The organism is Peptoniphilus grossensis ph5 (assembly GCF_000311825.1).
In the GTDB taxonomy this organism is placed as follows: domain Bacteria; phylum Bacillota; class Clostridia; order Tissierellales; family Peptoniphilaceae; genus Peptoniphilus_A; species Peptoniphilus_A hominis.
In genome coordinates this window covers 538,406-560,803 of record NZ_HE978566.1, presented here as the reverse complement: position 1 = coordinate 560,803, position 22,398 = coordinate 538,406, and the positions used below count along the sequence as shown (strand labels likewise).

Genomic DNA, 22,398 nt, shown 5'->3' with positions numbered 1-22,398 from the left:
ATTTTATTTGGCGGATATAAAACTATAGATTTTTATGTCAGTAAGAAAAATTCCAAGGATAATAAAGATTTTATAATTAAAAGTATATTGATAATACTACTACTCCTTTTAGTATATATTAGTTACACATGGTGGGGTATTGTATATTACTTTTTATTTTAAAAATATTATGGGAGAAAGCAGTCGATTTAGCATAACAACAAATGCTAGAAATCTATAAAAGGAGGTGATATTTTGAAGAAAGGTTTAGCTATTTTTCTTATTTGTTTGTCATTTTTTGCAGGATTTTTCGTAAATAAAACTATTGCAAAAGAGAATCAAGGCTTGACAAAAACTCAAATGGAAAAGTTAATCAATAGAAATATTTCACAAGATGAGTGGAATAAAATGACTCGAGATGGCGAATTGGAAATGATTGGTGCTGCCGATGGACCTACGCAAATCTATACTGAATCAAATAAATAAGAAAATTGAAAAATAAGAAAGTTATGTGGAAAATCATTTCACCGATCTTTTTAATGATTTACAAAGATAAAGTAATTTTATATATTAAGGTTGAAAAAACTGTTATGATTGATTAAGAAAAAGGTAAGAAATCGAATAAATAAAACGTCAATTATATAATTTGAAAAAGTAATAATAAGCTTATTGCTAAAATAAAAAGGGGGATTTTTCTAATGAATAAAAAAAACTTACTTTTTAAAATTTCAATTGTTCTTAATATTATTCTCTTGTGTTCTACAATTATTTTAAAGCAAGAGCCCATGGTTCCTCTCTTGAAAGGGACTTATGTGCATTCCAATGGAGACTTTTATTCAATGTCTTTTGATAGTGAGAAAAATGTCTATTATATCTTTTGTAATGGAAGCCTTATAGAGAAAGGCAATTTTAAAGAGGATGAAGACAAGAGGATATACAAACTAGAAGACAACAACTTCAACAAATATATTTTTTTAAATGGAAAGACCTTTTATTTTGCCATTTCAGAGGATAAGGTAATTAAATTTGAAAAGGAATCAAATGCAATAACCTTTTACGGCGAGCCAAAGGATTTTAAATAAAATTTTATTTTAATAATAAAGTTCATAGATTTAAGAAGAGGCGAAATAATGGAATTTATTGTTTTTATTTGCTTTATGATTTTGCTTTTAAATTTTAGAGTAAAGAAAAGAACTAGAAAATACAATCAAGATAAAATTTACAACAATTTAAATCCACTTTATTTGTTTTTTGCATTATTTTGCATTTTAATATGGCTTTACTTTGCTATGAAATTTATGGGCTGCCTTTTTGATGCTCTAAGAGCTGGCTATAAAATAAGTTTTTCAAAATTTTTATTCCCACAAATTAGAGATATGGTTCTAAATTTTGCAGAAAATATCAATGAAAATATTTCTCGTGAATTATTGTCATTACTAATGTCTTATGAAAATTTAATGAAAAGTTGTCTTTTATTAATAATTACTTTTGTTTTCCTTGATTTAATGCTCAAGAGAATTGTCATAAAGGATGATAAAGTAATTTTTAACAATAAAACTTATGAAAGAAAGGATCTTGTGGACTTTAAAAATAAAACTATTTTTGGCAATAAGTATGCTCTATTAAAATTTCAAAAAGATGAAATTTATTTGCCAATTAAGGGCAATGAAAAATTTATTAATTTAATTGTCGAAAAAATTTAGTAAATTAAAAATTTATAAAGACAAGAAAGTTCAGTGGAAAATTATTTCACCGGACTTTTTTCTTTGCTCAAATTTATCCTTGTGATAATATATGACTTAGGATGTGATTTTGTGATTTTAAATGAAATTAGAAATATAATGAAAGAAAAAAATATAGATTTTTATATTATTCCGTCAAAGGACCCCCATGGATCTGAATACCTTCCAGATTTTTATAAGGAGAGGGAATTTGTCACAGGCTTTACTGGTTCACAAGGAACTGCTGTCATAACCATAGACGAGGCATATCTTTGGACTGACGGTAGGTACTTCATCCAAGCTACAAAAGAAATAAAAGATTTTGGCTTTGAACTTCAAAAAGAAGGTCAAGTTGGTGTTTTAAACTACAGTGATTGGATAAGTGAGAATATTAAAGAAGGCATGACTCTTGCTTTAAATGCAGAATATTTTTCTCACCAAAGTTTTTCATCTTTGGAAGAGAAATTAAAAGATAAAAATGTAAAAATTGTTGATGCAGATTTAATTTTTGACCTTTGGAAAGACAGGTATCCTCTTCCAAAGGATGATGCATTTTTGCTTGACGAAAAGTATGCAGGAAAGTCTGCAAGAGAAAAAGTTTCTGAAATTAGAAAAATTTTAAGAGATAAAAAAGCTGACATGACTATAGTTTCTTCACTTGTTGACATTGCCTGGACTCTTAATATTCGCGGCATGGATATAAAGGACACGCCAGTTCTAATTTCCTTTATGATTATAGAAGCTGAAAAGGTAATTCTATTTACTGACAGAGAAAAGACTAAAAAGATTGAAAGAGAAATTGCAGATTTTGTTGAATTAAGAGATTACTCAGAATTTTATGATTATCTAAAAAATTATGAAGAAAGAAAAATTTATCTAGATCCAAACTCAATTAACGAAAAAATTTATAAGGGCATCTGCGAAAAAAATGAAATAATTTTTGGCAATAATATTTCAGAAAATTTAAAGGTAATAAAAAATGCAACTGAAATAAAAAATCTTGAAGATACTTATATAAGGGATGGAGCAATTTTATTTAAGTTCATCTACTGGTTAAAGGAAAATGCAAAAAATAAAATTGGCGAATATGATGCAGCTATGATGCTTGACTCTATGCGTGCAGAAGATCCACTTTACATTTCAAATTCCTTTGATACGATTTCTGCCTATGGAAAAAATGCAGCCATGATGCACTATCATGCCAGAGAAGAGGACCAAGCTGTAATTGAGTCAAGGGGATTTTACCTTGTGGATTCAGGTGGACAATACTATTCTGGGACAACAGATATAACAAGAACTATTGCCATGGGAGACCTTACAGAGGAAGAAATTCACGACTACACAATGACTTTAAAGAGTCACATAGATTTAATGGACGCAGTATTTATAAAGGGAACTTATGATTTAGCCTTAGATGGCATTGCCAGATATGCCTTGTGGCAAGACAGGATGGACTACAAGTGCGGTACAGGTCATGGAATTGGCTTTGTCCTTTCAGTTCATGAAGGACCACACAGAATTTCTCCAAGAGACCCAGCTGTTAGGATGGAGGAAAACATGATCGTCTCCAATGAGCCTGGTGTCTACAAGGAAAATAAGCATGGTATAAGAATTGAAAACATCATGAGGGTGGTCTTTGACTGCGAAACTCATGACTCAGTCTTTAATAAGTTTAAGACAATTTCTTTTTGTCCCTTTGAACTCAAGGCAATTGATGTAAATTTACTTACAGATAGGCAGATAGAGGTTTTAAATTCTTATCACAGAGAAGTTTTTGATAAGTTAAGTCCACATTTACATGGAGAAGTTTTAGATTATTTAAGAGAATCGACGAAAGAGGTTAGTAGATAATTGTTAGATTTAAGAGAAAGGCTTGACCAACTTCCAGATAAACCTGGAGTTTATATTATGAAAAATGAATTAGATGAGATAATTTATGTTGGCAAGGCCAAGTCTCTTAGAAAAAGAGTGAGACAATACTTTGGCTCTTATGGAAAGTCCTCCAAAAAAGTTGCCAGCATGGTCTCAAAAATTCATGATTTTGAGTACATTATTGTAGAAAATGAAGTGGAGTCCCTTGTCCTTGAGTCCAATTTAATTAAGGACAATCTCCCAAAATATAACATTCTCTTGCGTGACGACAAGCAGTATCCTTACATCAAGGTAAAGGTCAACGAGAGATTTCCAAGAGTCATGAAGACAAGAAGGATTTTAAAGGATGGGGCAAAGTATTTTGGACCCTATCCCGATGTCTTTGCAGTAAATGAATCAATCGAAAGCTTTGAGAGACTCTACCCTCTAAGGACCTGCAATTTGAATTTAGAAAATGTTGAAGAAAAAAATTATAGACCTTGTTTAAATTATTACATTGGAAAATGCCTTGGACCCTGCATAGGAAATGTAAAGGACCAAGATTATAATGTCATGGTAGAGGAAGTCTTAAGTTTTCTTTCAAGTTCAGACAACCTATTAATAGATAAACTTCATGAAAAAATGATGGATTACTCGAGAAATCTTGATTATGAAAATGCTGCTGATATTCGCGACAGGATTAAAAATTTAGAGTACTTAAAGGAAAGACAACTTATAAGTGATCCTGAAGCTCGCGACGACAAGGACATAATCGCCCTTGCCAAGGGAATAGACGAAGTTTTAATCCAAATTTTCTTTTTTAGAAATGGAAAAATTATTGGCAGAGAGCATTATATGATAAGGGACTATTACAATGACAGCTATGAGGAAATTTTTTCTTCATTTTTAAAACAGTTTTACATTGGAGCATCCTATATTCCAAAGGAAATTATTATAGAAGAAAAGCCCATTGATATTAAGGTGCTAGAAGATTGGCTAAGTGAAAAGAGAGGCAATAAAGTTACCATAACTGTTCCGGTAAAGGGCGACAAAAAAGAATTAGTGAGAATGGTCAAGAGAAATGCCCTTGACATGATTGAAAAGTATGGAGACAAGTACAAAAAGCGTGCTGAATCAAATAGGTTGGCACTAGAAGAGATAAAAGATTTAATTGGTCTAAAGGAAAGACCAAGGCGAATTGAAGCCTATGACATTTCAAATATTTCAGGTGTTGAATCTGTTGGGTCTATGGTTGTATTTGAAGATGGAGATGCAAAAAAGAGCGACTACAGAAAATTTAGGATAAAAAGTGTCATAGGTCCAGATGACTATTCAAGTTTAAAGGAAGTAATTGAAAGAAGATTTAGAAGAGGGGTAGAAGAAAAGAAAGAGGACAAAAATTCTTCCTTTTCAAATTTTCCAGACCTTATAATGATGGATGGCGGCAAGGGTCAAGTAAATGCAGCAAAGGAAATTCTTGATAAATTGAAGTTAAATATTGAAATTTGTGGACTTGTCAAAGATGACTTTCACAGAACTCGTGGCATTATTTATAACAATAAGGAATTTAATGTTGATTTAAATTCCAGAGCCTATAAAATGATTTACAAGATCCAAGAAGAAGCTCACAGGTTTGCAATAAATTATCACAGAAATCTCAGGTCCAAGACAATGTTTAAGTCAGAGCTTGACGATATAAAATTAATAGGTCCAAAACGAAAGGAAAATTTGTTGAAACACTTTAAATCCATTGACAAAATAAAAAAAGCAAGCATCCAGGAGCTTATGGAAGTTGAGTCAATGAACGAAAAAAGTGCAGAATCAATTTATGAACATTTTAGGAGAGCAAAAAATGGGAGTTAAATTAAAATATATAGTAGAGGAACTAAATTTTGAAATTATTCACAAATCAACTGATTACGATAAAATTGAAATTAAAAACAGCGACATCAATAGACCAGGTCTTCAACTTTGTGGCTACTATTCAAAATTTGTAAAAGATAGAATACAGCTTATTGGCACACAGGAGTGGCATTATATAAATTCATTGAATGATGAGGAAAAATTTTCGACTTTGGAAAAATTATTTAAGTACAACATACCTGTAGTTGTATTTTCTAGAAATAATATGATCTTTCCTCAAGCAAAATTTTTGGCAGAAAAATACAATGTCACAATAATAAGAAGTCATGACACAACTTCAAAAATATTTAGCAAAATAATTTCTTTAGTAGACGAGGCACTGGCGCCAACTACAAGAATGCACGGAGTTTTACTTGATATATCTGGCATTGGTGTTTTAATAACAGGAAGAAGCGGAATTGGAAAGAGTGAAACTGCCCTTGATTTAATTTCCAATGGTGCAAGGCTCATCTCTGACGACTCCGTAATCATAAAAAATATTGACAAAAAATTAATAGGAAAATCTCCTGATATTACAAAATATTTTATGGAAATTAGGGGAGTAGGGATAATCGACATTCAAAAAATGTTTGGCATAGGCTTTGTCATGGAAGAAAAGGCAATAGAAGTTGTAGTAAATTTAGAAGATTGGGATGAGTCCAAAGAATATGAGAGACTTGGACTTGACAATAATTATGAAAATATTTTGGGAATAGATGTAGTTAAGTTTGACATTCCAGTAAAACCAGGTAGGCATACTGCACTTATTATTGAAGTTGCTACAAAGAATTATAAGCAAAAGGAATTGGGCTACAATCCAGCTACTGCTCTTAATGAGAGAATGTTAAAAAAATTAAAGTAAAATTTGAAGAGCACAAGTAAGTGCTCTTTTATTTATATTTATAAATGATTAACAAAAATTTTACAAAAAAAATATAATTCCACATTATGAAACATCTTTCATAATTCGCCATTTTCAAATATTTAAAGTCATTTATTAACAATATTATTGAAATTTTTTAAATTAAGTTCTATAATATAAACAGTATGGTTAGTTTATATTATTAATAGGAGGAAAATATGGCTAAAACATTTAAAACAATGGATGGTAATGAAGCAGCCGCTCATGTCGCTTATGCGTTCTCTGATGTTGCTTGTATTTACCCAATAACTCCATCATCTCCAATGGCTGAGCACATTGATGCTTGGGCTTCTCACGGAAGAAAAAACATTTTCGGACAAGAAGTATTGGTTAAGGAGTTACAATCAGAAGGAGGAGCTGCTGGAGCTGTTCACGGTGCACTACAAGCTGGTTCACTTACATCAACTTACACAGCATCTCAAGGTTTATTACTTATGCTACCTAACATGTATAAGATAGCAGGAGAATTACTTCCAGGAGTATTCCATGTTGCAGCTAGAGCACTAGCATCTCATGCACTATCAATCTTTGGTGATCACCAAGACGTTATGGCATCTAGAGCTTCAGGATTTGCACTTCTTGCATCTGGATCTGTTCAAGAAGCAATGGACTTAGCTGGTGTAGCTCACTTATCTGCAATTAAAGGTAGAGTTCCTTTTGTTCACTTCTTTGATGGATTTAGAACATCCCACGAAGTTCAAAAAATTGAAGTACTTAATTATGACGACCTAGCAAAACTTGTTGATCATGATGCAATTAAAGCCTTTAAAGAAAGAGCTTTAAATCCAAATGGACCACAAGTTAGAGGTACTGCTCAAAACCCTGATATTTACTTCCAAGAAATTGAAGCTTCAAATAAATACTACACAGATATCGTTGGTATTACTGAAGATTACATGAAAGAAATTTCTAAATTAACTGGAAGAGAATACAACTTATTTAACTATTATGGAGCTAAAGATGCAACTGATATTATTGTAGCTATGGGATCTGTAACAGAAACAATCGAAGAAGTTGTAGATTATCTAAATGCTAAGGGAGAAAAGACAGGACTTGTTAAAGTTCACCTATACAGACCTTTCTCTATTAAGCACTTAATGGACGCAATTCCTGAAACTGTAGAAAGAATTGCAGTTCTTGATAGAACTAAGGAAAAGGGAGCAGTAGGACAACCTCTTTACTTAGATGTAAGAGATGCCTTCTACGAATCAGACAAAAGACCACTTATAGTTGGTGGTATTTATGGACTAGGCTCTAAAGACACTAACCCAACAGACATTCTTTCTGTATATGACAATCTTAAAGAAGCTGAACCTAAAAATGACTTCACAATTGGCATTGTTGATGATGTAACTCATAAATCACTTCCAATTAAAGAAGAAATCACTACAGAACCTGAAGGAACAATTAGATGTAAATTCTGGGGATTTGGATCTGACGGTACAGTTGGTGCAAATAAATCAGCAATTAAGATTATTGGTGATAACACTGATATGTATGCTCAAGGATACTTTGACTATGACTCCAAAAAATCTGGTGGAGTTACAATGTCTCACTTGAGATTTGGAAAAAACAGAATCACTTCAACTTATCTATTAACTGAAACTGATTTTATTTCTTGTTCAAAACAATCTTATGTATATTCTTATGACCTATTGAGAGGACTTAAAAAAGGCGGAAAGTTCTTACTAAATACTATTTGGGACGAAGACGACCTTGACGAACATCTTCCAGGTTATATGAAGAAATATATTGCAGACAATGAAATTGAATTCTACACAATTAACGCAACAAAAATAGCTGCTGAAGTTGGACTTGGCGGAAGAACTAACATGGTAATGCAAGCTGCATTCTTTAACCTTTCTCAAGTACTTCCAATTGACGAAGCTGTTAAACTTCTAAAAGAAGCTATTGTTAAAGATTACGGCGCTAAGGGTGACGACATTGTAAAAATGAACTACGCAGCTGTAGATCAAGGAATTGGCGCTCTTAAAAAAGTTGAAGTAAAAGAATCTTGGAAAAATGCTGATACTACTAAGGACTTCAAGATTAGTGGAGCACCTGACTTTATCAACAACATCCTAATTCCAATGAATAGACAAGAAGGTAACGACCTTCCAGTTTCTACTTTCGTTGATATGCCTGATGGAACATTCCCATCTGGAACAAGCCGTTACGAAAAGAGAGGTATAGCTGTAAATGTTCCTCACTGGAAGATTGAAAACTGTATCCAATGTAACCAATGTTCATTAGTATGTCCTCACGCTGTTATCAGACCTTTCTTAGTTGACAAAGACGAAAAGGCAAATGCACCTGAAGGATTTGAAACTAAAAAAGCTAACGGCAAGGGACTTGAAGATTACGAATATAGAATTCAAATTTCACCACTAGATTGTACTGGTTGTGGAAACTGTGCTCAAGTATGTCCTGCTAAACAAAAAGCTCTTGTAATGTCACCATTCGAAAATGAAATTGATGTACAAGCTGCTAACTGGGAATATGCTTCTGAACACATTAAATCTAAAGAAGAAAATATTGAACCAAACAACTTCAAGAACTCTCAATTCCAAACTCCATATCTTGAATTCTCTGGAGCTTGTGCAGGTTGTGGAGAAACTCCATATGTAAAACTTGTTACACAATTATTTGGAGATAGAATGAGTATTGCTAACGCAACTGGTTGTTCATCAATCTGGGGCGGCTCTGCACCATCTATGCCATATTGCACAGATGACTGTGGCAATGGACCATCATGGGCTAACTCACTATTCGAAGATAATGCTGAATACGGTTATGGTATGGCAGTATCTCAAGAACAAACTAGAAATAGAATTGAAAATCTAATGAAAGAATTTGTAGAACTTAATGTAGATAAGGATGCTAATGAAGCATTTAAGGCTTGGATTGAAGGCAAGGATGACTACAAGACATCTAAGGCTGCAAGTGCAAAAGTTCTTAAAGTTCTTGACAAAAAATTCGGCAACGAAAAAGCAGATGAAATTATTGATACTCTAAAGGGTCTTGAAAGATTCTTAATCAAGAAGAGTCAATGGATCATCGGTGGAGACGGTTGGGCATACGACATCGGATATGGTGGACTTGACCATGTTCTTGCATCTGGTGAAAACATTAATGTTCTTGTTCTTGATACTGAAGTATATTCTAATACAGGTGGTCAAGCTTCTAAGTCAACACCAACAGCAGCAATTGCACAATTCGCAGCAGCTGGTAAGTTAACTAAGAAGAAAGACTTAGGTCTAATGGCTACAACTTATGGTTATGTATATGTTGCACAAATTGCTCTAGGTGCTGACAAGAATCAAGCATTTAAGGCTATTAAAGAAGCAGAAGCTTATGATGGACCATCACTAGTTATTGCTTACGCACCATGTATCAACCACGGTATTAGAGTAGGTATGGGCTTCTCAATTGAAGAAGAAAAGAAAGCTGTAGAATCTGGCTACTGGCACCTATACAGATTCAACCCTGAACTTAAGGCTGAAGGAAAGAATCCATTCATCTTAGATTCTAAAGAACCTACAAAACCTTTCAGAGACTTCCTAGATGGAGAAGTTAGATACACTTCACTTAAGAAGTTATTCCCTGAAAGAGCTGAAAAACTTTACGAAGTTGCAGAAGAAAATGCTAAGGAAAGATATGCAAGTTATGTAAGTCTTTCTGAAGAAGAATAATATAACTAATTTAACTTAATATAAATTTTATAATTATTTGGACTCGCTCAAGGAAACTTGGGCGAGTTTTTGTATAAATTTTATTTTATATGTGTTAAACTTTTTATAAGTTGATATTAGACTTACGCCTTAATCATTGATTTTTTTAATCTTTTGATATAATATTAAAATTATTACTGGAGGTCAAAATGAAATTAATTTTTGATATAAATGGTGGAGATAATAAATCCGAAATTATTAAGGGTGCAATCGAAGCCTCTAATGAATTTGATACAGAAATTATTCTAGTTGGAAGAGAAGATTTTATAAAAGAAAATCTACAAGAACTAGATTACAATAAAGACAAAGTTGAAATAGTTGATGCAAAGGAAAATATTGAGAATAATGAAGACCCTGCATTTGCACTTAGACGCAAAAAGGATTCTTCAATTGTCATTGCTATGACTTTATTAAAAGAAAAGAAAGGCGACGCCTTAATTTCTGCAGGAAGTACGGGAGCGCTTTTAGCAGGTGGCTTATTTATAGTTGGAAGAATTAAGGGAATAAAAAGAGCAGTTCTACCTACAACTATTCCTGGCATGAAATCAAACACTATGGTAATTGACTCTGGTGCTAATATGGACACAAACCCAGAACTCCTACTAGAGTTCGCAACTCTTGGAGAAGTTTTTCTTAAAGAATATTATAAAATTGATTCGCCAAAGGTTGGTCTATTAAATGTAGGTAGTGAAGAAGGCAAGGGAAACTCTTTATATAAAGAAACCTATAAGGCCCTTAAAGATAGCAATATAAATTTTGTTGGAAATATTGAAGCAAGAGATATTATGAATAACGATGTTGACCTTCTTGTCTGTGATGGCTTTGATGGAAATATTTTACTAAAGTCAATTGAAGGTGTAGTTGATTTTGCCGTAAAAAATGTGTTTCACAGCCTCGAAAAGTCTGATCTTGATGATGAAAGCAAAGCTCTATTTAGTAAGTTTTTAATGACTAAATTTAAAAATTTAGATTCAAAGGAAGTTGGCGGCACAATACTTTTGGGCATCGACGGGAATATTATAAAGGCTCATGGAAATTCTGATGAGAGAGCAATAAAAAATGCTGCAAAATATGCTATAAGTATAGTAGAATCTAATGTAGTTAAAAAAATTAAAGATAAGGTGGAAGGTAAATGAAAGAAAGAATTCTAGAAATTATTGCAGAACAATTTAACATGGATGTAAGTGAACTTGATGAAGATATGAGCTTTCAAGATGACTTAAACGCTGATTCAATTGAACTTGTTGAACTAGTTATGACTATTGAAGAAGAATTTGAGACTGAAGTTTCTGAAGAAGATCTAGAAAAATTAAAAACTGTTGGCGATGTTATTGACTATGTAGAAGAATTGGAACAGTGATTTCATGTCTATGGATAATCTAAAACATCTTGAAAAAAAATTAAATTATAATTTTAAAAATAGAGATCTTTTAGAAAAAGCTTTAACTCACAGTTCTTTTATCAATGAAAATGACATGAAGAGCTTTGAGAGTAACGAAAGGCTAGAATATCTAGGCGATGCAATTCTTGGTCTTGTAATTGGAGAATATTTTTATATAAATTTTCCAGAAGACAAGGAAGGATCCCTAACTAAGATGAGAGCTGAATCTGTAAATGAGAAAGTTTTGTTTTTTATTTCCAAAAAGTTAATGCTTGGAGAATATTTAAAATTTGGTAAGGGAGAAATAAAAAGTGGTGGAAAAAATAGAGAGTCCACTTCCGCTGATGCTCTTGAAGCTTTATTTGGAGCAATTTATTTAGATTCAAACTTCGAAAATGTCAAAAAAATTATTTTGGATTTATTTCAAGATTTTTTAGAAAAAGATAGCTATAAGTTATTTAATATTGATTTCAAAACTAAATTTCAAGAAAAGGTGCAAAAATCTGGCAAAAAAGCTGAGTATAAATTAGTCAGAGAAGAAGGTCCAGACAACGATAAAACTTTCTTTACTGAATTGTATTTAGATGAAGTTTTAGTTGGAAGTGGAAAGGGAAAAACAAAAAAGGAGTCTCAACAAGAGGCTGCCAAGGATGCCTTTAAAAGGAGAGGGAAAATTGTCTAAGAGAAATATCATACCAATTTTCATCCCTCACTATGGCTGTCCCAACGATTGTGTTTTTTGTAACCAAAGAAAAATTACGGGAATGTCTACAGATATTTCAAATAGTGATGTGGAAAATACTATTTTGGAATATCTTTCTTATTTTAAAAGAAAGGACAACATTGAAGTTGCCTTTTATGGCGGAAGTTTCACAGCCATACCCATAGATAAGCAAAGTGAATTTTTAGAAGTTGCACATAGATATAAAGGAAAAGGCTTAGTTAAATACATTAGACTTTCCACAAGACCAGATGCCATTGACCATGAAATATTAAAAAATTTGAAAAAATATGGCGTTGACATAATTGAACTGGGAGTTCAAAGCCTTGATGAAGAGGTTTTAAGTCTTTCCAATAGAGGTCATGATGCAGCTTGTGTTTATAGTGCATCGAAATTAATTAAGGATTATGGATTTTCACTGGGACTACAACAAATGGTTGGACTACCAGGAGATAATATTGACAAGTCTATTTACACAGCAAGGGAATTTGTAAAACTAAAACCAGATTGCGTGAGGATTTATCCAACTCTTGTAATTAAAGAGACGGCTCTTTATAAAAACTTGATAGATGGAAAGTACAAGGCCTTAGACTTAGATTCTTCTATAAAATTTGTTGCAGACATACTAGATATTTATTATAAAAATGACATAAATGTAATAAGAGTTGGACTTCAACCAACGGAAAATATAAACTATGATAAAGATGTAATTGCAGGAGCCTTTCATCCTGCCTATAGGCAGTTAGTTGAGGCTTATTATTTTAAGAGAGGTCTTTTAAATTATTTTATAAAGTCAAAAAATATAAGCAATGAGATATTAATTTTTGCCAGTGGAAAAAATATTTCAAATATTAGTGGGCAAAAATCGAAAAATAAAGATGAAATTATAAAAGAACTGGATATCTCAAAAATCAAATTGAGAGAGAAAGATTTAGGAAGTTTTGATGTTGAAATTCAAGCTAAATTTAGTGAGCTTATTGATATAAGAGATTATTATGGGTGAGTAGATGTTTTTAAAATCAGTTACTATGCAGGGATTTAAATCCTTTGCAAATAGAACAAAAATTGAATTAGACGAGACTACTACGGCAATAGTGGGACCAAATGGTAGTGGTAAGAGCAATATTACTGATGCCATTACCTGGGTGCTGGGAGAAACTTCAGTTAAAAATCTTCGTGGAAATAAGATGGAAGATGTAATTTTTTCTGGAACTGATGCCAAAAGACCACTAGGACTTGCTGAAGTTACTATTGTCTTTGACAATAGCGACAAATCTCTTAACCTTCCTTATAACGAAGTTTCTGTCACTAGAAGGATGTATAGGTCTCTTGAAAGTGAATTCTTGATTAACAATAAAAAGTGCAGGCTCAAGGACATCAAAGAACTTTTTATGGACACTGGTATTGGAAAAGATGGTTATTCTGTAATTGGTCAAGGAAAAATTGAATCTGTTCTAAGTTCAAAGCCAGAAGACAGGAGAAATATATTTGAAGAGGCTGCAGGGATTTCAAAATATAAGTACAAAAAAGTTCAATCTACTAATAAACTTTTAAAGACAGAAGAAAATTTAGTTAGAATCGAAGACATTTTATCAGAAATAGTCCTTCAAGAAGAAAATCTCAAGGCTCAAGCTGAAAAAGCTGAAGCCTACCTAAAGGATTTTGAAGTTTTAAAAATTAATGACATTAATTTTTCTTGTAAAGATATAAAAAATAAAGAAGAAGAAATAAAAAAACTAGAAGAGACTTCAGAAAATTTAAAAATAGATTCTGATAAAATTACTTTAGAGCGCAATAATTTATATAAGGAATTGGAAGTATTAGAAGGTGAAATTTCTAATATTTCTGATAAAAACAATGAAGCCAATGAAAATTTAAATCGCCAAAAAGATGAATATGACAAAATAAATTTAGAACTTACTCTTCAAAGCGAAAAGATAAATTCATTAAAAAAAGATTCTGAGAGAATTGAGTTTGAAAATTCTTCTCTTAAAGAAAGCCTGCTTTTAAATAATAAAAACTTAGAAGATCTTTACAAGGATCAGGAAATTCTTAAGGAATCAAAAGATGAAATTCTAAAAAAATTAGAAGAAAAAAATAGAATTATTGAGAATTTTGAAGAAGAATTTAAAAAATTAGAAGAAATTGGCAATTTAAATTTTGAAAATAAAAATAAAATAAAAAATGAAATAGAAAATATTAATTTTAAAAACGAAACCTTAAAGGACATAATTGAAGAAAAAAATAATAGAAAGCTCAGTTTAGAGAAAAGCATTGAAAATCTGAAAAATAATGAAGCTGAATTTGTAAAAATTATTGATAAAGATTCAAAGGAAATAGAGAAATTAAATGACTTACTTAAAAAAGAGGAATTAGACTTTCAAAAGACTGAGGAAAAGCTAAAAAACCTAGATGAAAACAATAAAAATATTGAAAATAAGTTGATTTCAAAGAAAAATTCTTTAAATGAAAGCTTAGCTAAATTAAAAATACTTGAAAATATGGAGTCAAATTATGAAGGCTACAACAGAACTGTAAAGTCTTTTATGAATTTTTCTTCAAAGAATAATGTCTTTAAAGAGTCCTTATTTGGACCTGTAGCAGAAAAGTTTTCTGTAGAAAAAAAATATGAAAGGGCAATTTCAGTAGCTCTCGGTTCCATGGCTCAAAATATAATTGTGTCTTCAACTAAAGAAACTTCAGACATGCTAAAAATTCTTGAAGACCATAAAATGGGCAGAGCGACCTTTTTGCCCCTTGATAGAGTTAATGGCAGTAAGGTAAAAATAAATTCTGAAGATGGGGTAATTGGAATAGCCTGCGATTTAATTAAATTTGACGAAGTTTTTTCTGGAATTTTTTACAATTTACTTGGAAGAGTTATTGTTGCCGATAATTTTAAAAATGCAAGTCGCATATCAAAAAAGCACAAATTAAAAGTTGTAACTCTAAAGGGCGAGGTATTTAATCCTTCAGGAGCCATAACTGGCGGAAGTTTAAATAATTTCAACAGCAGTTTTATTTTGCGTAAAAATGAAATAAATGAACTTCAAATTAAAGCTAAGGAAACCAATGCTGAGATAAAAAACCTTAGCCAGGATAAAAGTAAAATAGAAAAAGAAATTTTTGATTTAGAAAATTTTTCAAGAGATTTTTCTGAAAGACAAAACTCTTACAAAATGAAAATTTCTGATATTGAAAAAAATATTTACAAAAATAAAAATGACAGAGATTTAAATACAAATTACTTAAATAAATATGAAAGAGAAAGAGATGAATTAGAAGAAAACATCAAAGTTGACTCTTCAAATTTAGAAAAAAATACTTTGGAAATTGAAAATAAAAATAAACTTTTAGAAGATCTACTTAAAGAAGTGGATAGCGGAGAAAAATTATCTGAATTATCAAAGTCAATAGAGGCTTTAAAAAGTGAAAGAATTGATATTCAGCTATTAGAGAGAGAAAATCGTGAAAAACTTCTATATAACAATAGAGAAAGTGAAAGAATAAAAAATGAAATTCAAAGTATTGAAGAAAAATTGAAGGTTAATAAAATTTCATTAGAGGACACTAGTCTTAACATTAATAATAAAACAAGTTTTAATGATGAAAATAAGATTAAATTAGAAGACCTAAACTTATCTATTGAAAATTTAAAAATTTCCATTAATGATCTAAAAAGTCTTTTGGAAGAAAAAAATAAAGTTTTCTTAAGTAGCAAAGATAAGTTAAGTGAATTAAAGGAAAAATCACTTATAATAAATTCAGAAAGAGAAAAAATCAATTTAAAAATTGATATGAACAAAAATAAAATATTAAATGAAAGTGTTAGGCTAAATGATGAGTACAACATCGGAGATTTTCACAAATACATCGACGAAAATCTTCAAGACATCAAGGAAAGTTCAATTAAAAGGTTGAAGAAAAAGGTAAGAGATTATGGAGAAGTAAATATTTCTTCTATTGAAGAATATAAACTAGTAAAGGAAAGACTTGACTTCTACAGCTCACAAAGAGACGACTTAATCAAGTCAAAGGAAGAAATTAAGTCAATTTTAAATAAGTTAGACCTTGAGATGAAAAAAATATTCAAAGAAGCCATGGATGAAATCTCAGAGAATTTTGCAGAAATTTTTAAGACTTTGTTTAATGGTGGTCGCGCAGAAATAAGCATTGAAGGAGATTTGCTAAATTCCGGTATAGAGATTAAGGCTTCTCCTCCTGGCAAGAGACTTCAAGCTCTTTCACTTTTATCAGGTGGAGAAAAATCACTAACTGCTGTGGCACTTTTGTTTGCCCTCTTAAAATATAGGCCTGCTTCTTTTTGTATCTTAGACGAAATCGATGCAGCCCTTGATGATGCAAATATTAAAAGATATGCTGACTACCTTCTTACTTTAGAGGGAATTCAGTTTATAATAATTACTCACAGAAAACTTACAATGGAGCTTGCAAAGACTATGTATGGTGTTACAATGGAAGAGAAGGGAATTAGTAAGTTATATTCTGTAAAATTAAAGGATTAGGAGAAAAAAATGTTTGAATGGTTTAAAGATAAATTTAAGAAAAAAGAAGATGAAGTTAAGGAAGAACTTCAAGAAGTAAAGGATGAAATCTCCTCTGAGGATAATCAAGAAGAAAACCTTGAAGAAATTCATGAAAAGTTAGAAGAAGTTTCAGAAGAAGGAAATCTGTCAGAAGAAGATTTAGAAGCTTCTGAAAAAATAGAAGACACAAATGAAAAATTTCAAGATAAGGAAGTAATTGAAAAGGCAATAGAAAAGAAAACAGAAGAAATAGAGAACAGCAAGGAAGAATTCAAAGAAGATCAATTTACTGAAGACAACTTAGAGGAAATAAAAAAAGAAGATAAAGACTTAGAAGAAATCCATGAAAAGCTAGAAGAAGTTTCAGAAGAAGGAAATTTATCAGAAGAAGATTTAGAAGCGTCTGAAAAAATAGAAGACACTAATGAAAAATTTCAAGATAAGGAAGTAATTGAAGACGCACTAGATAATAGGATAGAAGATAAAGAAGAAAATGATTTAGAGGAAAATGGCGAAAATCTCGAAGAAGAAGTTGAAGAAGTAACAGAAGAACCAAAAAAAGCTTCACTTTTCCAAAGATTAATGGATGGTCTCGACAAAACAAGAAAAGAAGTGGGCATAAAAATTAACACTGTTCTTGGCGCCTATGTAAAAATTGACGATGAGATGTTAGAAGACCTTGAAGATATTTTAGTTTCTGCAGATGTGGGAATGGAAACTACAATGAAACTAATTGACAATTTGCGTGAAACAATAATTAGAGAAAAAGTTAATGACCCTAAAGAAGTTAAACCTCTGCTATTAAAAGAAGCAAAAAAATTAATGAACCCAGAACTAAACACAAAAATTAATTCAGACCCACCAGTAATTATTTTGGTAGTTGGAGTAAATGGCGTAGGAAAAACTACAACTATTGGTAAACTTTCACAAAGATTTAAAAATGAAAACAAATCAGTTTTAGTTTGTGCGGCAGATACTTTTAGAGCTGCTGCCATTGACCAACTAAAGGAATGGGGAATTAGAGCAAATGTTGATGTAATTAGTCACGACGAGGGATCTGACCCTGCCGCAGTTGTTTTCGATGCCATAGAAGCAGCTAAGGCAAGAAATACTGATGTATTAATAGTCGACACTGCAGGAAGACTTCACAACAAGTCAAATCTTATGAAGGAACTTGAAAAAATAAATAGAATTATAAGCAAAAAATATCCTGAAGCTAATCGCGAAAATTTATTGGTTCTTGACTCAACTACTGGACAAAATGCAATTAATCAAGCAAAAACTTTTAAAGAAGTTACGGATATTTCTGCAATTGCCCTTACAAAACTTGACGGAACTGCAAAGGGCGGCGTTGTAATTGCCCTTCAATCTGAACTTGGAATACCAATTAAACTAATTGGGGTAGGTGAAGGAATAGACGACCTTCAAGATTTTAATATTGACACTTTCTTAGAGACAATTTTTGGATAAAATTTTATAAACTTTTAAAGTAGGAGAGATCCTACTTTTTTATTTGATTTTTTTGCTCAATTAAAATTAACTGAAGATTAATATTATTATTTATAATTAATTTTTAAAAAAGATACTTTTAAAAATTCAAAAAAATATAAAAAAATTTAAAAAATTTGTTGACTTATTGGGAAGTATTAGCTACAATAATAAAGGTCAAGTAAAAAGGTTGACCTCGCTAGAAAAATGGTGATAAAAATGAATGAAAAATTTTTTAGGATGAACAGCTTACTTGATTTTTATGGAAATCTTCTAACTGAAAAGCAAAAGAAGGCTGCCTATATGTATTATGTCTATGACTGCACAATAAATGAGATTTCATCTGAACTTAACATCTCAAAGCAAGCAGTCTTTGATAACTTAAAAAGGGCAGAAAATAATTTAGAAGACTTTGAAAAAAAACTTGAACTAATAAAAAATGCTAAAAAAGAAGAAGAAAGTAGAGAAATAAAAAGAAAAAAAATTGAAACTATTTTAGAAGGTATGGAAAAAGAATCTTTAAATCAAGATACTTTGAAAATTAAAGAACTTAGAAAAATACTTTTTGACTAGGAGGTGGATTTTTGGTATTCGAAAGTTTATCCGATAAATTGCAAAATACTTTGCAAAAATTGACAGGCAAAGGTAAATTATCCGAAAAAGATATTGACGCAGCTATGCGTGAAGTAAAACTTGCACTTCTTGAGGCTGATGTTAACTTTAAAGTAGTTAAAGAATTTGTAAAAACAGTTAAAGAAAGAGCCTTGGGAAAAGAAGTTTTAGAATCTCTTACTCCAGGCCAACAAGTTATTAAAATTGTCAACGAAGAACTCACAAATTTAATGGGAACTAGCGAAGTCAAAATTGACTTCTCAAAAAAACCTACGGTTATAATGATGTGTGGTCTTCAAGGTGCAGGTAAAACTACTACAAGTGGTAAACTTGCTAATAAATTAAAAAAAGATGGAAAGAGACCTCTTTTAGTTGCTTGTGATGTTTATAGACCAGCAGCCATAAAACAACTTCAAGTTGTTGGTAAGTCTGTTGACACTCCAGTTTTCACCATGGGAGATAAAATTTCCCCAGTAGATATTTCTAAGGCTGCTCTTGAGCATGCTAAGAAAAATGGAAATGATGTAGTAATCATAGATACAGCTGGTAGACTTCACATTGATGAAAAACTTATGAAGGAGCTTCAAGATATACATGAGGCACTTGAACCTTCTGAAGTTCTTCTTGTCCTTGATGCAATGACTGGTCAAGATGCAGTAAATGTTGCCGATACCTTTGACGATATGTTAAAGCTAACAGGTGTAATACTTACTAAACTTGATGGCGATGCAAGGGGTGGTGCTGCTCTATCTATTAGATCAGTTACTGATGTTCCTATAAAATTTATTGCCAGCGGTGAAAAGATGGATAATATTGAAGTCTTCCACCCAGACAGAATGGCTTCAAGAATTCTTGGCATGGGGGATGTGCTCTCCTTAATTGAAAAAGCACAGTCAGCTGTTGATGATAAAAAGGCAAGGGAACTTGAAGAGAAACTTAGAAAGTCAACTTTTACTTTCGAAGATTTCTTGGACCAAATGCAACAAATGAAAAACATGGGTCCCCTAGAAGATATTATTGGAATGATTCCTGGCATGAATAGCAAAGCCCTAAAGGGTATTAGCTTACCTGATAATGAATTTGCTAAAGTTGAGGCAATGATTCTTTCCATGACAAAAAAGGAAAGACAAAAGCCTGAAATTATAGATTCTTCCAGAAGGAAGAGAATTGCACAGGGTTCTGGAACTAGTCCAGCAGATGTAAATAAACTTATAAAACAGTTTAAGGACATGAGAAAGATGATGAAACAATTTGGAAACATGTCCAAAAATATGGGAAAGAGAAAATTTAAATTACCTTTTTCCTTTTAACCTAGCTTATATATTTTAATATATAAATTTTTTTGTGGAGGTGAATAATTTGGCAGTTAAAATTAGACTTAGAAGAATGGGTACAAAGAAAAAACCCTTTTATAGAATAGTTGTAGCAGACTCTAGAAGTCCTAGAGATGGAAAATTCATCGAGGAGATTGGTTATTATAACCCACTTACAGCTCCTAAGGAAGTTGTTGTAGATTCAGAAAAAGCTAACAATTGGATTAAGAACGGTGCAAAACCTACTGATACAGTTGACAGACTTTTCAGAGAAAATTCAGTATATAACACTGGAAAAGACTCAAAGGATACAGCAGAAGCAAGTGAATCAGAAGCTACTGAATAACAGTATGTTTGGAGGACCAAAATGGTTGAATTAATTGAATATATTGCTAAATCTTTAGTTGACGATCCTTCTTCAGTTGATGTGACAATGACTAAGAATGATGATTCAATTGATATTACTCTTAAAGTTGCATCAAATGATATGGGAAAAGTTATTGGCAAACAAGGTAGAATTGCCAAGGCAATAAGAGCAATCTTAAAGGCTGTTTCACTAAAAGAAGATGTAAAGGTTAATTTGGAAATTGAAGAATATTAAAGATTCAATTACATGCATTGGTAAAATTATAAATACTCATGGCATCAAGGGTGAACTTAAAGTAGAGCCTTATACTTTTGACAAAAAAAGATTTTCAAAGTTAAACAGTGTCTTTATAGGCAATGATTTACGAGAATTTTTTATTAAAAAAGTTAGAGTAAATGATTTTGTATATATAACTTTTGAAGGTTTTGAAGATATAAATCTTGTCCTTAATTTAAAGGGCAGTGAAATTTATATTAAAGATGAAGATAGGTTAGCCTTAAAGGAAGATCAGTACTATGTATCTGATATAATTGGTAAAAAAGTCTATGACACTGAAAACAATTATATTGGAGTACTTAAAGACGTACTTGAATACCCTGCTAATGATATTTTTATAATTGAAAGTGATGATAAAAGTATTTATCAAATACCTGCAGTTAAGGAATTTATTAAAAAAATAGATTCAACAATAACTATCAAATTAATAGAAGGAATGATTTTGTGAAAATAAGTGTTTTAACATTATTTCCCGAATTCATAAATCACATTAGAGATTTTTCTATTGTTGGAAGGGCTATCGGCCAAGGAAAATTAGATCTTGAAACCGTAGATATAAGAGATTTTGCAATCAACAAATACCTACAAGTTGACGACTATCCCTATGGCGGTGGGCCAGGTATGCTAATGCAAATAAAACCAATAGTAGAGGCAATAGAATCTGTAAAGAGTGAAAAATCTAAAGTTTATTACATGTCCCCACAGGGCAAGGTTTTAACTCAAGATAAGCTAAAAGAACTTAAAAATGAAGAACACATAATACTTTTAAATGGTCATTACGAAGGTATTGACAATAGAGTCATTGAAAATTATGTAGATGAAGAAATTTCCATTGGTGACTATGTTTTAACTGGTGGAGAGTTGGCATCTATGGTGATTATTGATGGTGTATCAAGACTAATTGATGGCGTTCTTGCAAGTGACGAGTCCTTTAAAGACGAGTCACACTATAATGGGCTTTTAGAACATCCACAGTACACTAGACCAAAAGAATTTAGAGGACTTGAAGTTCCTGATATTCTTTTAAGTGGAGATCATGAAAAAATTAGGAAGTATAGACTTAGAGAGTCTATTAAAAACACTTTGCAGAAAAGGCCAGATTTATTAAAAAATAAAAATTTAAATGATGAAGAAAAAGATATATTGAAAGATTTACTGGAAGGAGGTAAAGACAATGGATTATATTAAAGCTATTGAAGATGAACAAATAAATGAAAATTTACCTAAATTTAATGTTGGGGATACTGTAAGTGTTCACTACAAGATTATTGAAGGCGAAAGACAAAGAATCCAAGTTTTTGATGGAACTGTCATAAAAATTCAAGGAAAAAGCTCTAGAAAAACTTTTACAGTAAGAAGAATTTCTTATGGTATTGGAGTTGAAAGAACTTTCCTTCTTAATTCACCAAGAATTGCCGATCTTGTTGTTACAAGAAAAGGTAGTGTTAGACGTGCTAAACTTTACTATCTTAGAGATAGACAAGGTAAAGCTGCAAAAGTTAAAGAAAAGACTAATTACTAAGAGTGGGACTTTAAGTCCTATTTTTAGTATCTTTTATTTTGAGCAAATAAATTAGAGGAGTGATT

General features: G+C 31.5%; 20 protein-coding genes. All 20 read left to right on the top strand.

Going from position 1 to position 22,398, the window contains the following annotated elements; genetic code table 11:
- Positions 1 to 234 precede the first annotated feature (234 nt).
- The 20 genes from HGPG_RS02595 to rplS all read left to right on the top strand — a co-directional run bounded on the left by HGPG_RS02595 (position 235) and on the right by rplS (position 22,333).
- Positions 235 to 465 (top strand): hypothetical protein, encoded by a 231-nt coding sequence (locus HGPG_RS02595; protein WP_019124498.1) that lies wholly within the window; start codon positions 235 to 237, stop codon positions 463 to 465.
- A gap of 212 nt (positions 466 to 677) precedes the next feature.
- A complete protein-coding gene (locus HGPG_RS02590) occupies positions 678 to 1,061 on the top strand; it encodes a hypothetical protein (protein ID WP_019124497.1) in 384 nt (127 codons plus the stop codon).
- 48 nt (positions 1,062 to 1,109) lie between these two features.
- A complete protein-coding gene (locus HGPG_RS02585) occupies positions 1,110 to 1,682 on the top strand; it encodes a hypothetical protein (protein ID WP_019124496.1) in 573 nt (190 codons plus the stop codon).
- A gap of 81 nt (positions 1,683 to 1,763) precedes the next feature.
- Entirely contained in the window at positions 1,764 to 3,551 is a 1,788-nt protein-coding gene (locus tag HGPG_RS02580; RefSeq protein WP_315969237.1) for an aminopeptidase P family protein, read from the top strand.
- Positions 3,552 to 5,414, top strand: coding sequence for an excinuclease ABC subunit UvrC (gene uvrC, locus HGPG_RS02575; protein WP_019124494.1), 1,863 nt, complete (start codon positions 3,552 to 3,554; stop codon positions 5,412 to 5,414). It abuts the gene before it with no gap.
- Complete coding sequence (gene hprK, locus HGPG_RS02570; protein WP_019124493.1) at positions 5,404 to 6,315, top strand: HPr(Ser) kinase/phosphatase; 912 nt, start codon at positions 5,404 to 5,406, stop codon at positions 6,313 to 6,315. The genes uvrC and hprK overlap by 11 nt, the downstream gene beginning before the upstream one ends.
- A 218-nt stretch (positions 6,316 to 6,533) precedes the next feature.
- Positions 6,534 to 10,067 carry a pyruvate:ferredoxin (flavodoxin) oxidoreductase gene (nifJ, locus tag HGPG_RS02565; RefSeq protein ID WP_019124492.1) on the top strand — a complete coding sequence of 1,178 codons (3,534 nt, stop codon included), beginning with the start codon at positions 6,534 to 6,536 and terminating at the stop codon, positions 10,065 to 10,067.
- A 188-nt stretch (positions 10,068 to 10,255) separates the two neighbouring features.
- Positions 10,256 to 11,242, top strand: a complete 987-nt coding sequence (plsX, locus tag HGPG_RS02560; RefSeq protein ID WP_019124491.1) for a phosphate acyltransferase PlsX — start codon at positions 10,256 to 10,258, stop codon at positions 11,240 to 11,242.
- On the top strand, positions 11,239 to 11,466 hold the full coding sequence (gene acpP, locus HGPG_RS02555) for an acyl carrier protein (protein WP_019124490.1): 228 nt from the start codon (positions 11,239 to 11,241) through the stop codon (positions 11,464 to 11,466). The genes plsX and acpP overlap by 4 nt, the downstream gene beginning before the upstream one ends.
- A 10-nt stretch (positions 11,467 to 11,476) precedes the next feature.
- Positions 11,477 to 12,169 (top strand): ribonuclease III, encoded by a 693-nt coding sequence (rnc, locus tag HGPG_RS02550; RefSeq protein WP_245543877.1) that lies wholly within the window; start codon positions 11,477 to 11,479, stop codon positions 12,167 to 12,169.
- Complete coding sequence (locus HGPG_RS02545) at positions 12,162 to 13,211, top strand: elongator complex protein 3 (RefSeq protein ID WP_036731393.1); 1,050 nt, start codon at positions 12,162 to 12,164, stop codon at positions 13,209 to 13,211. Before rnc ends, HGPG_RS02545 begins: the two co-directional genes overlap by 8 nt.
- A gap of 4 nt (positions 13,212 to 13,215) precedes the next feature.
- A complete protein-coding gene (smc, locus tag HGPG_RS02540) occupies positions 13,216 to 16,734 on the top strand; it encodes a chromosome segregation protein SMC (protein ID WP_019124487.1) in 3,519 nt (1,172 codons plus the stop codon).
- Between the two features lie 9 nt (positions 16,735 to 16,743).
- The gene (gene ftsY / locus HGPG_RS02535; protein ID WP_019124486.1) at positions 16,744 to 18,225 is read left to right on the top strand and encodes a signal recognition particle-docking protein FtsY; all 1,482 of its coding nucleotides are present in this window, start codon (positions 16,744 to 16,746) and stop codon (positions 18,223 to 18,225) included.
- Between the two features lie 237 nt (positions 18,226 to 18,462).
- Positions 18,463 to 18,816, top strand: a complete 354-nt coding sequence (gene ylxM / locus HGPG_RS02530) for a YlxM family DNA-binding protein (RefSeq protein WP_019124485.1) — start codon at positions 18,463 to 18,465, stop codon at positions 18,814 to 18,816.
- A gap of 11 nt (positions 18,817 to 18,827) precedes the next feature.
- Positions 18,828 to 20,165 (top strand): signal recognition particle protein, encoded by a 1,338-nt coding sequence (ffh, locus tag HGPG_RS02525; RefSeq protein WP_019124484.1) that lies wholly within the window; start codon positions 18,828 to 18,830, stop codon positions 20,163 to 20,165.
- A 49-nt stretch (positions 20,166 to 20,214) separates the two neighbouring features.
- Positions 20,215 to 20,514, top strand: coding sequence for a 30S ribosomal protein S16 (gene rpsP / locus HGPG_RS02520; protein ID WP_019124483.1), 300 nt, complete (start codon positions 20,215 to 20,217; stop codon positions 20,512 to 20,514).
- A 21-nt stretch (positions 20,515 to 20,535) separates the two neighbouring features.
- Positions 20,536 to 20,769 carry a KH domain-containing protein gene (locus HGPG_RS02515; RefSeq protein WP_019124482.1) on the top strand — a complete coding sequence of 78 codons (234 nt, stop codon included), beginning with the start codon at positions 20,536 to 20,538 and terminating at the stop codon, positions 20,767 to 20,769.
- A complete protein-coding gene (gene rimM / locus HGPG_RS02510; RefSeq protein ID WP_019124481.1) occupies positions 20,756 to 21,259 on the top strand; it encodes a ribosome maturation factor RimM in 504 nt (167 codons plus the stop codon). Before HGPG_RS02515 ends, rimM begins: the two co-directional genes overlap by 14 nt.
- A complete protein-coding gene (trmD, locus tag HGPG_RS02505) occupies positions 21,256 to 21,999 on the top strand; it encodes a tRNA (guanosine(37)-N1)-methyltransferase TrmD (protein WP_019124480.1) in 744 nt (247 codons plus the stop codon). The genes rimM and trmD overlap by 4 nt, the downstream gene beginning before the upstream one ends.
- Positions 21,986 to 22,333, top strand: a complete 348-nt coding sequence (gene rplS, locus HGPG_RS02500) for a 50S ribosomal protein L19 (protein WP_019124479.1) — start codon at positions 21,986 to 21,988, stop codon at positions 22,331 to 22,333. Before trmD ends, rplS begins: the two co-directional genes overlap by 14 nt.
- Positions 22,334 to 22,398: the final 65 nt, after the last annotated feature.

Bases quoted from the DNA above. Each gene is read 5' to 3' on its own strand.
- HGPG_RS02590 (WP_019124497.1), top strand. From the start codon at position 678: ATGAATAAAAAAAACTTACTTTTTAAAATTTCAATTGTTCTTAATATT.
- HGPG_RS02585 (WP_019124496.1), top strand. From the start codon at position 1,110: ATGGAATTTATTGTTTTTATTTGCTTTATGATTTTGCTTTTAAATTTT.
- hprK (WP_019124493.1), top strand. From the start codon at position 5,404: ATGGGAGTTAAATTAAAATATATAGTAGAGGAACTAAATTTTGAAATT.
- nifJ (WP_019124492.1), top strand. From the start codon at position 6,534: ATGGCTAAAACATTTAAAACAATGGATGGTAATGAAGCAGCCGCTCAT.
- plsX (WP_019124491.1), top strand. From the start codon at position 10,256: ATGAAATTAATTTTTGATATAAATGGTGGAGATAATAAATCCGAAATT.
- acpP (WP_019124490.1), top strand. From the start codon at position 11,239: ATGAAAGAAAGAATTCTAGAAATTATTGCAGAACAATTTAACATGGAT.
- rnc (WP_245543877.1), top strand. From the start codon at position 11,477: ATGGATAATCTAAAACATCTTGAAAAAAAATTAAATTATAATTTTAAA.
- smc (WP_019124487.1), top strand. From the start codon at position 13,216: ATGTTTTTAAAATCAGTTACTATGCAGGGATTTAAATCCTTTGCAAAT.
- ftsY (WP_019124486.1), top strand. From the start codon at position 16,744: ATGTTTGAATGGTTTAAAGATAAATTTAAGAAAAAAGAAGATGAAGTT.
- ylxM (WP_019124485.1), top strand. From the start codon at position 18,463: ATGAATGAAAAATTTTTTAGGATGAACAGCTTACTTGATTTTTATGGA.
- HGPG_RS02515 (WP_019124482.1), top strand. From the start codon at position 20,536: ATGGTTGAATTAATTGAATATATTGCTAAATCTTTAGTTGACGATCCT.
- rplS (WP_019124479.1), top strand. From the start codon at position 21,986: ATGGATTATATTAAAGCTATTGAAGATGAACAAATAAATGAAAATTTA.